This window comes from Mesorhizobium zhangyense (genome assembly GCF_011045115.1).
Taxonomy (GTDB): domain Bacteria; phylum Pseudomonadota; class Alphaproteobacteria; order Rhizobiales; family Rhizobiaceae; genus Mesorhizobium_M; species Mesorhizobium_M zhangyense.
In genome coordinates, this window is sequence record NZ_JAAKZG010000008.1 from 12,629 (window position 1) to 25,005 (window position 12,377).

General features: G+C 61.6%; 11 protein-coding genes. 4 read left to right on the forward strand and 7 right to left on the reverse strand.

Annotated features, from left to right (window positions below):
- Positions 1 to 93: 93 nt before the first annotated feature.
- From dctP to G6N74_RS18720, 4 genes are read right to left on the reverse strand one after another with little or no spacing between them, the layout of a single operon-like run.
- A complete protein-coding gene (gene dctP, locus G6N74_RS18705) occupies positions 94 to 1,080 on the reverse strand; it encodes a TRAP transporter substrate-binding protein DctP (RefSeq protein WP_165119474.1) in 987 nt (328 codons plus the stop codon).
- Between the two features lie 40 nt (positions 1,081 to 1,120).
- Positions 1,121 to 2,104, reverse strand: coding sequence for a sialic acid TRAP transporter substrate-binding protein SiaP (locus G6N74_RS18710; protein WP_165119475.1), 984 nt, complete (start codon positions 2,102 to 2,104; stop codon positions 1,121 to 1,123).
- Between the two features lie 26 nt (positions 2,105 to 2,130).
- On the reverse strand, positions 2,131 to 3,018 hold the full coding sequence (locus tag G6N74_RS18715; protein WP_165119476.1) for an SMP-30/gluconolactonase/LRE family protein: 888 nt from the start codon (positions 3,016 to 3,018) through the stop codon (positions 2,131 to 2,133).
- Positions 3,015 to 3,932 carry a shikimate dehydrogenase gene (locus G6N74_RS18720; RefSeq protein WP_312857894.1) on the reverse strand — a complete coding sequence of 306 codons (918 nt, stop codon included), beginning with the start codon at positions 3,930 to 3,932 and terminating at the stop codon, positions 3,015 to 3,017. The genes G6N74_RS18715 and G6N74_RS18720 overlap by 4 nt, the downstream gene beginning before the upstream one ends.
- Positions 3,933 to 4,095: 163 nt before the next feature.
- On the opposite strand from G6N74_RS18720, the gene G6N74_RS18725 reads away from it, so the two are divergent.
- From G6N74_RS18725 to G6N74_RS18735, 3 genes are all read left to right on the forward strand, one after another.
- A complete protein-coding gene (locus tag G6N74_RS18725) occupies positions 4,096 to 4,779 on the forward strand; it encodes a TetR/AcrR family transcriptional regulator (RefSeq protein WP_165119477.1) in 684 nt (227 codons plus the stop codon).
- Positions 4,780 to 4,876: 97 nt separating this feature from the next.
- Positions 4,877 to 6,769: a bifunctional sugar phosphate isomerase/epimerase/4-hydroxyphenylpyruvate dioxygenase family protein gene (locus G6N74_RS18730; protein WP_165119677.1), complete on the forward strand. Its 1,893-nt coding sequence runs from the start codon at positions 4,877 to 4,879 to the stop codon at positions 6,767 to 6,769.
- A gap of 284 nt (positions 6,770 to 7,053) precedes the next feature.
- Positions 7,054 to 8,526 carry a calcium-binding protein gene (locus tag G6N74_RS18735; RefSeq protein WP_165119478.1) on the forward strand — a complete coding sequence of 491 codons (1,473 nt, stop codon included), beginning with the start codon at positions 7,054 to 7,056 and terminating at the stop codon, positions 8,524 to 8,526.
- 58 nt (positions 8,527 to 8,584) lie between these two features.
- Here the strand turns inward: G6N74_RS18735 and G6N74_RS18740 are convergent, their stop codons facing one another.
- Positions 8,585 to 9,298: a DUF1428 domain-containing protein gene (locus G6N74_RS18740; RefSeq protein ID WP_165119479.1), complete on the reverse strand. Its 714-nt coding sequence runs from the start codon at positions 9,296 to 9,298 to the stop codon at positions 8,585 to 8,587.
- Between the two features lie 265 nt (positions 9,299 to 9,563).
- Between G6N74_RS18740 and G6N74_RS18745 the strand changes: the two genes are divergently transcribed.
- Positions 9,564 to 10,460: a sigma-70 family RNA polymerase sigma factor gene (locus G6N74_RS18745; RefSeq protein WP_165119480.1), complete on the forward strand. Its 897-nt coding sequence runs from the start codon at positions 9,564 to 9,566 to the stop codon at positions 10,458 to 10,460.
- 37 nt (positions 10,461 to 10,497) lie between these two features.
- Here G6N74_RS18745 and G6N74_RS18750 read toward each other — a convergent pair whose 3' ends face one another.
- Together G6N74_RS18750 and G6N74_RS18755 are read right to left on the reverse strand one after the other, a co-directional pair.
- Positions 10,498 to 11,307, reverse strand: a complete 810-nt coding sequence (locus G6N74_RS18750) for a galactosyl transferase (protein ID WP_165119481.1) — start codon at positions 11,305 to 11,307, stop codon at positions 10,498 to 10,500.
- Between the two features lie 43 nt (positions 11,308 to 11,350).
- Positions 11,351 to 12,358, reverse strand: coding sequence for a polysaccharide pyruvyl transferase family protein (locus G6N74_RS18755; RefSeq protein ID WP_165119482.1), 1,008 nt, complete (start codon positions 12,356 to 12,358; stop codon positions 11,351 to 11,353).
- Positions 12,359 to 12,377 lie beyond the last annotated feature (19 nt).

A 12,377-nucleotide genomic window follows, 5' to 3' on the forward strand; every position in this document is an offset into this window, starting at 1 on the left:
ATTTTACGCCCCGCGCCGGCCGCGTCTGCGGCCTGAAGTCGAGCCGAAGCGCTGCCCGCCCCGCCATGTTTCGGGGCGGGCAGCAAGCAGTGCCTAGAGCGCGTTGATCTTCTCGACCATGCCTTCCGGCCAGCTCTTGGCCAGGTCGGACTCAAGATACATCTTCTGCGCATTGCTGCGGAAGGCATCGATATCCGGCGTGTAGATGTCGAGCCCCTTTTCCTTGAAGGAGGCGAGCAGCGTCTCCTCCTGCTTGAGGTGCTCGGCAGCGCTCCAGTCGATGGCCTTGTCGGCCGCTGCCTGGAACTTCGCCTGCTGTTCGGGCGACATCTCTTTCCAGACCTTGTCCGAGACCACGAGCAGGTCGAAGCCGACGAGATGCGAGGTCAGCACGATCTGCGACATCACTTCGTAGAACTTCATGTTCTGAACGTTGGGAAGCGGATTGTCCTGGCCGTCGATCGCGCCCGTCTGCAGGCCCGTATAGACTTCCGCATAGGCCATCGGCGTTGGGTTTGCGCCGAGCGAGCGCCCGAGGAACTGCCAGGCATCGCCTCCCGGCATGCGCAGCTTGATGCCGGCCATGTCGGCCGGCGTGTTGATCTTCTTCTTCGGGACGAGGCCGACCTGGCGCGCACCAAAATAGGTAGGCCCCAGAACGTGCAGTCCGAGCTGGTCCAGCACCATCTTCTTCATCCCGGTGCCGAGTTCGCTGGCAAAGAAGGTTTTCAGATGAGCCGCATCGCGGAACAGATAGGCCGAAGTCAGGATCGACCAGGCAGGAATCTGGTTTGCGACATCCTGCGGCGCGATGTTGCCCATTTCCAGATTGCCGCGCTGGAGCGCTACGAGTTCGGTGCCCTGCTTGAACAGCGTGCCGCCATAATAGCCCTCAAAGGTGAAGTCTCCGCCGATCTCCTCGGCGAATGTCTTCATCATGTTGGCGCGGATATCCTGTTCCGAGAAGACTGCCGAAAAGCGCAATTTCGGCTTGTCCTGTGCGAACGCCGGGAAGGCGGCCGCTGTGGTGAGAAGGCCGGTTCCAATCAGGAATTGGCGGCGTGTGGATTTCATGGTCATGCTTTCCTCCCAGTTGCAATCACGTTGAATTTCGTAGGCACTACAGTTTGTTGATCCGCTCCAGCATGCCTTCCGGCCAGTCCTTGGAGAGCGGCGATTCAAGATATTTCTTGTTCGAGTAAGCGCGGAACGCCTCGACATCAGGCGTGTAGACATCGAGCCCATGAGCCTTGAAGAATTCGACGAGTTCGCTCTCCTGCTTCACATATTCGGCGTCGCTCGAGGCGAAGGCAGCGTTTGCGGCCTCCTGCATCGTCTTCTGCTGTTCCGGCGTCAGTGAATCGAACAGCTTGGCGTTGATAAGCAGCAGGCCGAAGCCGACATTGTGCCCGGTCAGCACGATCTGGTTCGTCACCTCGTAGAACTTCATCAGCTTGTCGTTGGGCAGAGGATTGTCCTGCGCGTCGATCGCCCCGGTCTGCAGGCCGGTATAGACCTCGGCATAGTCCATCGCGGTCGGGTTGGCGCCGATGGATTCGCCGAGGAACTGCCAGGACTCGCCACCCGGCATGCGCAATTTCACGCCGGCGAGATCTGCCGGGACGTTGATTTTCTTGTCGCCGCGCAGATTGACGTGGCGCGTACCGTAATAGGCCGGCGCCAGCACCACGACGCCCATCTCTTCGCGCGCCATCTTCTTGAGTTCTTCGCCGACGTCGCTGTCGAAGATCGCTTTCATGTGCTGTGCATCGCGCACGAGATAGGCGGCGGTCAGGATGCTGAAGGCTGGAACCTGCTTGGCGAAATCGGAGGGCGGCATGAGCGCCATTTCGAGATTGCCGCGCTGGACGGCGACGATTTCCGTGCCCTGCTTGTAGAGCGTCGAGCCGAAATAGGGCTCAAACTTGAACCCGTCGCCAAGTTGCTTGGCGAAGATGTCTACCAGCGCGACCGAGCGCGGCGCATCCGCGGTGGTGGAATCGGCGAAGCGCAGTTTCATCGGCTCGGCGGCAGCTGATGCGGTCAAGAGACCGAGACAGGCCGCGCCGGCGATCAGCGCTCTTCTGGTGATAGTTGCAGGCATTCGTATTCCCCTCCCAAATAGTCGAATTATCCGAAGCGATTCTCCGGCAGCCCCTGGCCGATACCTTCGATCGCAAACAATGATCCCGCCAACGGTTCCGCCGCCCGCTGCTCGGGCGTCAGGAATTTCGTGGCGCTGGTGACGTAAAGTGTCTTGAGCTCTTTCCCGCCGAAGCAGAGGCAGGTCGGATTGGTGACCGGAAGCGCGATCTGGCGATCGATGGCGCCGTCGGGCCGATAGCGGACGATGCGGCCGCCGGCGAAGAATGCGGTCCAGAGGCAACCGTCGACATCGATGCAGGCGCCGTCGGGCCGGTCGCCTGTCGCGGAATAATCGGCAAAGACGCGCCGGTTGGTGATTGCGCCATCGTCGAGGTCGAGATCGAAGGCCCAACTGATGTATCGCCGCGTGTCGGTGAAATAGAGCGTCGTGCCATCCGGCGAAAAGGCGATGCCGTTGCTGACGATGATGTCGCCGGCCATTTTCTTGACCGTGCCGTTCGGGTCGACCCGGTAGAGGCTGCCGTTCGGCCGGTGGAGCTGGTTGTCCATCGTGCCGATCCACAGGCGTCCGCGCTGGTCGACACGGCCGTCGTTGAGGCGATTGTCGACGCCGTGTTCCACAACGGCGAAGGGAGTCGCCGTTCCGGTCTCTGTATCGAACAGCTGCAGTTCGAGATCGATGGCGACCATCCGCGCTCCGGAAACCGTCAACGCTTGCGAACCGAGATAGGTGCCGGGCATCTCGATGACACGATGCGCGCCGGTGGCCGGATCGAAAGACTGCAGCCTGGGCTGTTCGATATCGACCCACCAGAGCTTCTGCGTCCGCTCGCACCACAGCGGCGTCTCGCCAAGCTGGTCGTGATTCTGCACGACGCATTCGATATGGTTCGTATGGGTGAGGGCGTTCATGCAGCTGCCTCGAAATGGCCGACCATTGCCGCGCGGTCCGGCGCTATGCCGGTGAACAGTTCGAAGGCGCGCACGGCCTGATAGACCGCCATGCCGGTACCCGCCAGCGTGCGGCAGCCGAGCGCACGGGCGCGGCGCAGCAATTCGGTCTCCTGCGGAAAATAGATGATCTCAGCGACCCAATGACGGGTCGAAAGCAGGTCTGCGGCAAAAGGAATTCCCGGATATTTCGCCATGCCCACCGGCGTCGTGTTGACGATGCCGGCGGCACGCGAAAGGCTGTGTTCGACATCCGCCGAAGCGTGGGCACGCTGCCCGAATCGAGGCGCCATCCGTGCCGAAAGGCGCTCTGCCCGCTCGCGATCGCTGTCGATGATGGCAAGGTCGGCAACGCCGAGCTCCATCAGCGCGTAGGAGACTGCCGCACCCGCGCCGCCCGCGCCGAACTGGACGACATTGCTCATGGGGCAACCTGCCATCGTGTCGCGAAAGCTTTCGGCAAAACCCCAGCAATCGGTGTTGTGGCCCGTCCGCGCGCCGTCCTTCAGCACGACAGTGTTGACGGCGCCGATCGCCGAGGCTTCGTCCGCGAGGCCGGTGAGATGTGGGATGATGCTCTGCTTGAAGGGATGGGTAACGTTGAAACCGGCAAAGCCCAGCTTCTCCAATCCCTCGACGATATCGCCCAGCGCCGAATCCGGCAGGCCGAGCTTGTCGAAGTCGATGAGTGAATAGGTGTAGCGCATGCCGAGCCGCGCGCCTTCACGCTCGTGCATGACCGGCGAGCGGGAAGACTGGATGCCGCGCCCGATCAGGCCGATCACGATCGCGGCTTGCCCGGCATCGAGGCGCTCGGCCTGATGTGCGGTCAATGCGCGCAGCATATCGATGATCCTGTCGCCAGAAACGTGCACTTAATCCTCTCCCGGTCGGCCTGGCGGCCGAAAGCGGCTGATAGCCGCTCTTGTCTTTGGTCGAGCGCCGCCGGTAAATGACTGCGCTTGATTTTGGGCACAATGTACGATCTGGTTAGTTTAGTCAATCACCGATCAAGTGGTCGGGGGGATGGATGGCGATATGAGCACGGAAAGCGGCAAGCGGCGGCGCAAGGCGGACGGGTCTCCGACGCGCGCGCAGGACCCGGAGGGAACGAAGCGCAACATATTGGAGATCGCCTCGGAGGAGTTCGCGCTGAACGGGCTTTCCGGTGCCCGCGTCGACGAGATCGCGGCCCGCACCCGTTCCAGCAAGCGGATGATCTACTATTATTTCGGCGACAAGGAAGGGCTGTATCTCAGCGCGCTCGAAAACGCCTACCGGCTCGTTCGCGAAGGTGAGGCCAAGCTGGACATTGAAGGCTTGCCGCCGATTGCGGCTCTGAGCCGGCTCGTCGAATTCACCTTCGACCATCATCACCGGCACGAGGAATTCATCCGTATGGTGATGATCGAGAACATTCATCACGGGCAGTATCTCGATCGTTCCGAGATGATTCGCGATCTGAACGTCACGGCGATCGACCATATCGCCCGCATCTATGCCAGGGGCGTCAGGGAAGGGTTTTTCCGAGAGGGCATTGATCCTGTCGAACTGCACTGGCAGGTGAGTGCGCTCTGCTTCTTCAACGTTTCGAACCGGGCCACCTTCTCGAAGATTTTCGGCCGCGACTTCGGCGCTGAAGACCAGCTTGAAAGGCTGCGCTGCAATTCCGTCGAAATGGTCGTCCGCTTCGTGACCCGCAGCGAAAACCTCGGGGAGTGACGGTGGCTCAGCCTGGTTTCGCTTCGCAACAGGATGCATTTGAGCAGGTGTTGCTCTAGACGAACTGGTTCGTACTTTTATGTGGAGACCTTGCATGATGAAGACGTCGATAGCGACGGTATCGATATCGGGCGATTTAGGTGAGAAGCTGGCAGCGATTGCCGCGGCGGGTTTTGACGGCATCGAAATCTTCGAGAACGATTTTCTGGCCTTCGACGGCTCGCCGCGCGATGTCGGCAGTATGGTGCGCGATGCCGGGCTGGAGATAACGCTGTTCCAGCCGTTCCGCGATTTCGAGGGCCTGCCCGAGCCGCAGCGCGGCCGCGCCTTTGACCGGGCCGAGCGCAAGTTCGACGTCATGCAGGAACTGGGCACAGACCTGATGCTGGTCTGCTCCAGCGTCTCGCCGGTTTCGCTCGGCGGCATCGACCGGGCTGCGGCTGATTTCTTCGAACTTGGCGAGCGTGCGGCAAAGCGCGGCCTGCGGGTAGGCTATGAAGCGCTCGCCTGGGGCCGGCACGTCCACGACCATCGCGACGCCTGGGAGATCGTGCGTCGCGCCAACCACCCCAATATCGGTATCATTCTCGATTCCTTCCACACGCTGGCGCGCAAGATCGATGTGGGTTCGATCCGTTCGATCCCGAAGGACAAGATCTTCATCGTTCAGCTCGCCGATGCACCGGCCATCGACATGGACCTGCTCTATTGGAGCCGCCATTTCCGCAACATGCCGGGCGAGGGCGACCTCCCGGTCAAGGATTTTATGCGCGCGGTCGCCGCAACGGGTTACGACGGCTACCTCTCGCTGGAGATATTCAACGACCAGTTCCGCGGTGGCTCGGCAAAGTCGATCTCGGTCGACGGCCACCGCTCGCTCGTCTATCTGATGGACCAGGTGCGGCGCGAGGAGCCAGACATTGCGCTCGCCACGCCGGACATCCCGGATCGGGTCGGCGTTCATGGCGTGGAGTTCATCGAGTTCGCCGCCGACGAGACTGATGCGGCGAGCCTGGCGACGATGTTTGGTGCGCTCGGCTTCCGCAAGGAGGGCCGCCATGTCTCCAAGAACGTTACGCTCTACCGGCAGGGCGGCATCAATCTGGTCATCAACACCGAGCGGGAGAGTTTTGCCCATTCCTCCTTTACCGTGCATGGCACCTCGGTCTGTGCCATCGGGCTGGGCGTGGAAGATGCGCAGGCAGCCGTATTGCGTGCCCGGGCGCTGGGCGCGGAACCCTTTGAACAGGCGGTTGGGCCTGGTGAACTGACGCTGCCCGCCATTCGTGGTGTCGGCGGCAGCGTGGTTCATTTTGTCGACCGCACATCGGAACTGGCGCGGGTGTGGGAAGTCGAGTTCGTTCCAACAGACGCTCCCGCTCCCGCGCGTCCGGTCGGCTTGCGGCAGATCGATCACGTCGGCCAGACGATGGACCACGACGAAATGCTGACCTGGCTTTTGTTCTACACGTCCATCTTCCGGACGCGGAAGACGCCGATGGTCGACGTCATCGACCCGGCCGGCATCGTGCGCAGCCAGGTCATCGAAAACGACGACGGTTCGCTGCGGCTGACCCTCAACGGAGCGGAAAACCGGCGCACGCTTGCCGGCCATTTCATCGCCGAGAGTTTCGGCTCGAGCACCCAGCATCTGGCTTTTGCGACCGACGATATTTTTGCCACGGCCGCCGCGCTGAAGGCGAACGGCTTTGCCACGCTTGCCATCTCGCCCAACTACTATGACGACGTCGAAGCCCGCTTCGGGCTGGAACCCGAGCTTGCCGACCGTCTGCGCGAGGAGAACATGCTCTACGACCGCGACGAGCATGGCGAGTATTTCCAGCTCTATGCGCCGACCTGGGGCGAGGGCTTCATCTTCGAGATCGTCGAGCGACGCGGCGGCTACAAGGGCTATGGCGCCGCCAACGCTCCCTTCCGCATTGCCGCGCAGAAGCGGCACATGCGGCCAAGGGGAATGCCCCGGGTCTGAGCGCAAGCGGCTGTCGCTTAAGTCAAAAGTGGTAGCGCACGGCGCGCGTATCCTCTTGCGGGCATTGCGCGCGCCATGCAATCTGTCCGTGCTCAGAAGTACGTGGGCCTTTGGGGGCAGTTCATCCGGCCTGGGCTTTGATCGCGAACGGATACGTTCGCGCAGAGCCCTGTTTTGGTGCCGGGATGAGAATCCCGCTGCAATCACGCTCTGTGCAGTGTTGTCCAGTCGCAGCAACCCATTGGTGGTGCCCGTGATTGCGGGTCGCCTGGCGGAGACGAGGCATGGCCAACAACATCTACATCGTCAATTCACTGGGATCGAGTTCCGGCGTGGTCATCAACGACGACGGGACGGGTATCGACGAGATTCGCATAACGGGAACCTACTCCCAGCGCCCCAGCATTCGGCTCGACTGGACAACGTCACCTTCGCCGTCGGCGCATGGCAGATTCTTTCCCAATCCGTCGCCTGACAACACCAGCATATCGCTCACCATAAACGGCATCATCGAAAATGCCCGCGGCAGCAATGGCGGCGATGACATACAGGGCAACCAGTTCGCCAACGTCATCTATGGCGACGCGGCGCGCACCGGTCCGGGCGGCAATGACGTGATTTCGGCCGGCGACGGGAACGACACGGTTTATGGCGGCACCGGCAACGATTCCGTCGGCGGCGGAGCGGGCAATGACCGGCTCTATGGCGATGATGGTGCCGACACCATCAACGGAGATTCAGGCATCGATACGATTGAAGGCGGTGCCGGCGCGGATGTCCTGTTCGGCGGCAGCGATGCCGGCGATACGGTTTCCTACGCTTCGTCGAATGCAGCCGTCACGATTAATATAACCCATGGCACACAGACTACCGGCGTCGGCGGGCACGCTCAGGGCGATAAGTTAAAAGGGTTTTCTGACGTGACGGGCTCTGCCTTTGCAGACATCATCACCGACACTGCGAAGGGCACGATCGCCTTCGGTTACAACGACAACAAATTCTCCGGAGGTGCCGGCAACGACCGGCTCTATCTCGGCGGTGGCGATGACGCCGGCTATGGCGGCGACGGCAATGACGCGATTTATGGTGAGGTGGGCAATGACCTGCTGGACGGTGGCGCCGGTCATGATCTTCTCGATGGTGGCGGCGGCAATGACACCATGTATGGCGGCACGGGCAACGATATCTATATCGTCTCGTCGACTGGGGATCGGGTGATCGAAGCGGTGGGCGCAGGCATGGACACCGTGCGCTCCTATATCGACTGGACATTGGGAGCCAATGTCGAGCGGCTGGAGTTCGTGGGCACGGCCAGTGTTTCCGGAAACGGCAACAGCCTCAACAACACGATCATCGGCAATGGCGGCAGCAACACGCTTCGCGGCGGTGCCGGCAACGATCTCCTCGTCGGTGGTGCCGGCAAGGATACCTTGGTCGGTGGTACGGGCAGCGATGCGTTCCTGTTCAATGCGCCGCTGGGCTCGACCAACATCGACAAGATCACCGATTACAGCGCGGCAAGCGACACCATCCAGCTTGAGAACAGTATCTTCACCGGTTTGCCGGCCGGCTGGTTGACCGCCGGTGCTTTCCGCATAGGCCCGACTGCGCAGGATTCCACCGATCGCATCATGTACGATCCGATGAGCGGCTTTTTGCGTTTCGACAAGGACGGCCTTGGTGGCGCCGCCCCGGTGCAGTTCGCGACGCTCACGCCGGGGCTGGTCCTGAGTGCCGGCGAGTTCTTCATCGTCTGATCCTGCCGGGAAGCTCCCACTCGCACTCGAATTGCGAGTGGGATATCGGCGACCTGCGTCAGGCGTCGATGAGCGGCATGAAGCCGCCATGGACCCTGCGCTTGTTGTCGTAGGGCTCTGCGTCCGCATACATGCGAGGGTCCGTAAACACCTTCTCCCAGCCGGCATCGCGGACTGCCTTCGACGGCCATTCGATCCAGGAATAGACGATCTTCTCGTCGCCCGACGCCTTCACCGCGCCCTTGTAGTCGGTAATCTTGCCGTCGGGAACATTGTCTTCCCACGTATCGACCACGCGCGTCGCGCCATGCTCCATCAGCACCGGAATGAGCTTGGCCGACAGCTCGTGATAGGCAGCCTTGTTACTGGCGGGGACCGGCACGAGCGAGCCGTCGACATAGCCCATCTTGCCCTTGGCGTTTTCGTCGAGAACGGACGTGAAACCGCCGAAGATCATGCGCATGCCATCATAGGGCATCGTTGCGCCGAGTTGCTTCATGCGCGGGTCGCTCATGAATTTCTCGTTTGCGGCGTCGGCCACTTCCTTCGAAGGATATTCATGCCAGGCAAAGACGATGATCTCGTCCGGCTTTGCCTTCACCGCGCCCTTGAAGTCGGTGATCGTGCCGTCGGGGACGTCGTCGCCCCATGTCTCGACGACGCGGGTTGCGCCGAATTCCCTGAATATTGCTGCGGCGTCCGCGGCGTGCTTGCGATAGGCTTCCTTGTTCGCGGCGGGCACCGCAGCAACGCGTCCTTCGATATAAGCCATTTTGTCTCTCCTCGTTGTTCGAAGCGGTTTTCCTGCGCTCGCAGGCCCCTTCACGTGAAAGACGCCGGAGGCTCGCAAAAAGATTCTCAGGTGCATGAGAATCTTTTTGCGAGCCTCTGGCGTCTTATTGGTAGGCCAAACATCAGGGAGAACGCCCCCGCAGGGGGCGTGGGCAACTGCCGCATGCTTGCAGGGACGAAACCGACAACCTAGGGTTCCGACCCGGACGGGTAAATTGCAGAAATCGGAAACACCACGGGACGCAATGAACTCAGCAACGCAGAAACTGGACCGGCCGGCTTTCGAGGCCATGCTGGTCGACCTCCGCCCGAGACTGCATCGCTACTGCGCCCGCATGGCGGGTTCCGTGATCGACGGCGAGGACGTGGTGCAGGAAGCGCTTGCGAAGGCGCTCCAGGCATTCGACGGCAATGTTACAGTCGAGCAGCCCGAGCAGTGGCTGTTTCGCGTCGCCCACAATGCCGCCCATGATTATCTGCGCCGACGCACCCGGGAAAGATCGCGCATGAGCGAGGCCGATATATCGATGATCGAGGACCCGTCCAGTGCAGCCGACAGCCGGCATGTTGCCCAGATCGGCCTTCGCACTTTCATGCATCTCTCCGTGCAGCAGCGCAGCGCGGTGATCCTCGTCGATGTGCTCGGCCTCAGCCTGCATGAAGCCTGTGAGGCGACTGGCGCAACGCTCGCAGCCACCAAAGCGGCGTTGCATCGCGGGCGGGCGCAGCTTCGCCTGCTGGCGCAGGAGCCCGAAGAGGTCGTCAAACCGACGCTGGATGCCGACGATGAGCGACGTCTTCGGCGCTATGTCGATCTGTTCAACGCACGCGACTTCGACGCGGTGCGGGCTCTTATCGGCGAGGATATCCAGCTCGAAGTCGTCAACCGCACCCGCATGCGCGGCAAGGCGCAGGTGTCGAACTATTACGGCAATTACAGCCGCGCCGACGACTGGTCACTGTCGCTCGGCTTTGTCGACGGCCGGCCGGCCATCCTCATCCGGGATCCGCAGTCACCGGATGCCGGCGTGCGCGGCTTCATGCTGCTCGAATGGCTTGGCGAGAACGTCGCCAACATCCGCGATTTCCGCTATGCGACCTACGTTCTGGCCGACGCGGATATCCAGCCGCTTGACGGCTGAGCCAAGCGTCTGAGCGGTGTAGTCATGCGCCTTAGCGCTAAATTCGCTGGCCGAAAAATTCGCGTTTGGCGATCTCGTTGACCAGCCGGAGCTTGCCCAGGTTGCGCAGCAGTCGCCGGGGCCGCTTGAGCGCTTCCCAGCTCAGGAAATATTTGACCAGGATGCCGGGCGCCTTGCTGTGCGAACCCGCATGGGCGACGCGGTAGACGGCGCCACGGAACGGCAGCGTCCCCAATGGCGTGCCGCGCTGCGCGAGGATGTCGGCGATGCGGACATGGCTGCCCAGCATCGTCTTGATCCAGTCGAGCGAGGCATCCTCGAAGCTTTCCGGCAGGCCATAGAGATCTGCTCGGACGATCAGCGACGTCCCGCAGAGATGGTTGAACTCGTCATATCCCAGCAGCAGTTTGCCGCCATCGTCCCAGATATAGCCGCGGTCGATCGCCCATCCATTCGCGTTGGGACTCTCCGATGCATATTGGACGATGCCGGCATTCACGAAATCGTCGTCGTCGACGATCATGAAGAAGCGGCTGTCGCGCGCGCGCAGCATTCCCATCAGCACCCGGCGTCCCTTGTCGGCGCGGAAGGCATCGTAGACAGCCTCGATGTCGGCCTTGTCGATTTCGTGCAGGTTGTTTGGCGGAAAGGTCACGCGCTCCACCTCGAAGCGTTCCGGCAAATCGGGCAGATCGGCGCCCTCATTCGCCACGACGATGCCCCGCCAGTCGCCATTGGTCTGGTTCGAGATCGAGGCGATGGTCTGGGTAAGGTTCGCCTTGAGAAGGCCCCAGTCGCGGGCATTGTCCTGATGGCGGACGGGAATGATGAAGGTGACCGTGGTCATCGTATTTCACCTCCGCGGATATCTGTTCGCATGACGCACGGCATCATGCGGCGGCTCCGAGGCCGGCCTGACTGCGCGCCCAGGCGATCCCGTCGTCGAGCGATTCCGCCTTGTAGGACAGGTCCGTCCCGCCCGAGAAGGCGTTCATGAACCGCCGCACCTTGCCGTAGCTGTTGTCGAGGACGGCATGCGGCCGGCCGAGCAGCAGCGCGCAGATGTGGACATGCAGGCGGTCGGTGACGATGGCCTGCCCGCGCGAAATCTGCCGTATGCCGCGCCGGAAGCGGTTGTGCGCGGCAGCGTTGAGCTTGGCGCCCCGTATCCGCTCGGGATCCAGCGAAACGACTGCCTTCGCCGCACCAAGCGCCTTGGCGATGCGCACCGGGGTGCGGGATTCGCTGATCCAGTCCTCGACGGGAACATCGGGATAGGCGGAAAAATCGTAATTCGAGGCCTTTTCCTGATCCGCCCGCAGCATCGCCAGCACTGGAAATTCGGTTGCGGCCAGCGGCTGGATCGGGCCGATACCGAACGCCATGTCCGGGCAGAGATGCACCCGGCAATCGAAATGCTTTTCGGCGAACGCCTTCGATTCCTCGTCGCGCACGAGCAACACGAAATTCTTGTGCTTTGCGATCGCCCGCGCCATCCGATCGGCGTGGTCTTGCGACTTGTAATGAATGGACTGCGGCAATTGCACGACCAGACGGTTGGGAAAGCGCTCCAGGATGCTCTCGCGAAGCTCCTGATGTCCCGACCAGATATCGCCGAACGTGCCTCCCCCGGTGATGAGAATCGGCCCGGAAGGGGCGGCTTCGTTCAGCTTCTCGTGCGAGTGGTCCTGCAGCGACGATATGTAGGTGGGCGCCTTGTCGAACCGGGACGAGAGATAGGCCATCTGACCCAGCCAGATCGCGGAATCGCCGACATTCTTGTAGTCGGGGAAATCGACCATCGCCACCGGCTCGTCGCCGGAGACATAGTCCTTCAGGCAATCGTGGATCATGTCCTGCAATTCGGCGATCAGGACCAGATTTGATTTCGAGGTCATTTTCTCATTCTCCATCTGG

What these genes read in the sequence shown, in the direction of transcription:
- dctP (WP_165119474.1), bottom strand. Translation starts at nt 1,080, where the DNA reads ATGACCATGAAATCCACACGCCGCCAATTCCTGATTGGAACCGGCCTT.
- G6N74_RS18710 (WP_165119475.1), bottom strand. Translation starts at nt 2,104, where the DNA reads ATGCCTGCAACTATCACCAGAAGAGCGCTGATCGCCGGCGCGGCCTGT.
- G6N74_RS18715 (WP_165119476.1), bottom strand. Translation starts at nt 3,018, where the DNA reads ATGAACGCCCTCACCCATACGAACCATATCGAATGCGTCGTGCAGAAT.
- G6N74_RS18725 (WP_165119477.1), top strand. Translation starts at nt 4,096, where the DNA reads ATGAGCACGGAAAGCGGCAAGCGGCGGCGCAAGGCGGACGGGTCTCCG.
- G6N74_RS18730 (WP_165119677.1), top strand. Translation starts at nt 4,877, where the DNA reads ATGAAGACGTCGATAGCGACGGTATCGATATCGGGCGATTTAGGTGAG.
- G6N74_RS18735 (WP_165119478.1), top strand. Translation starts at nt 7,054, where the DNA reads ATGGCCAACAACATCTACATCGTCAATTCACTGGGATCGAGTTCCGGC.
- G6N74_RS18740 (WP_165119479.1), bottom strand. Translation starts at nt 9,298, where the DNA reads ATGGCTTATATCGAAGGACGCGTTGCTGCGGTGCCCGCCGCGAACAAG.
- G6N74_RS18745 (WP_165119480.1), top strand. Translation starts at nt 9,564, where the DNA reads ATGAACTCAGCAACGCAGAAACTGGACCGGCCGGCTTTCGAGGCCATG.
- G6N74_RS18750 (WP_165119481.1), bottom strand. Translation starts at nt 11,307, where the DNA reads ATGACCACGGTCACCTTCATCATTCCCGTCCGCCATCAGGACAATGCC.
- G6N74_RS18755 (WP_165119482.1), bottom strand. Translation starts at nt 12,358, where the DNA reads ATGACCTCGAAATCAAATCTGGTCCTGATCGCCGAATTGCAGGACATG.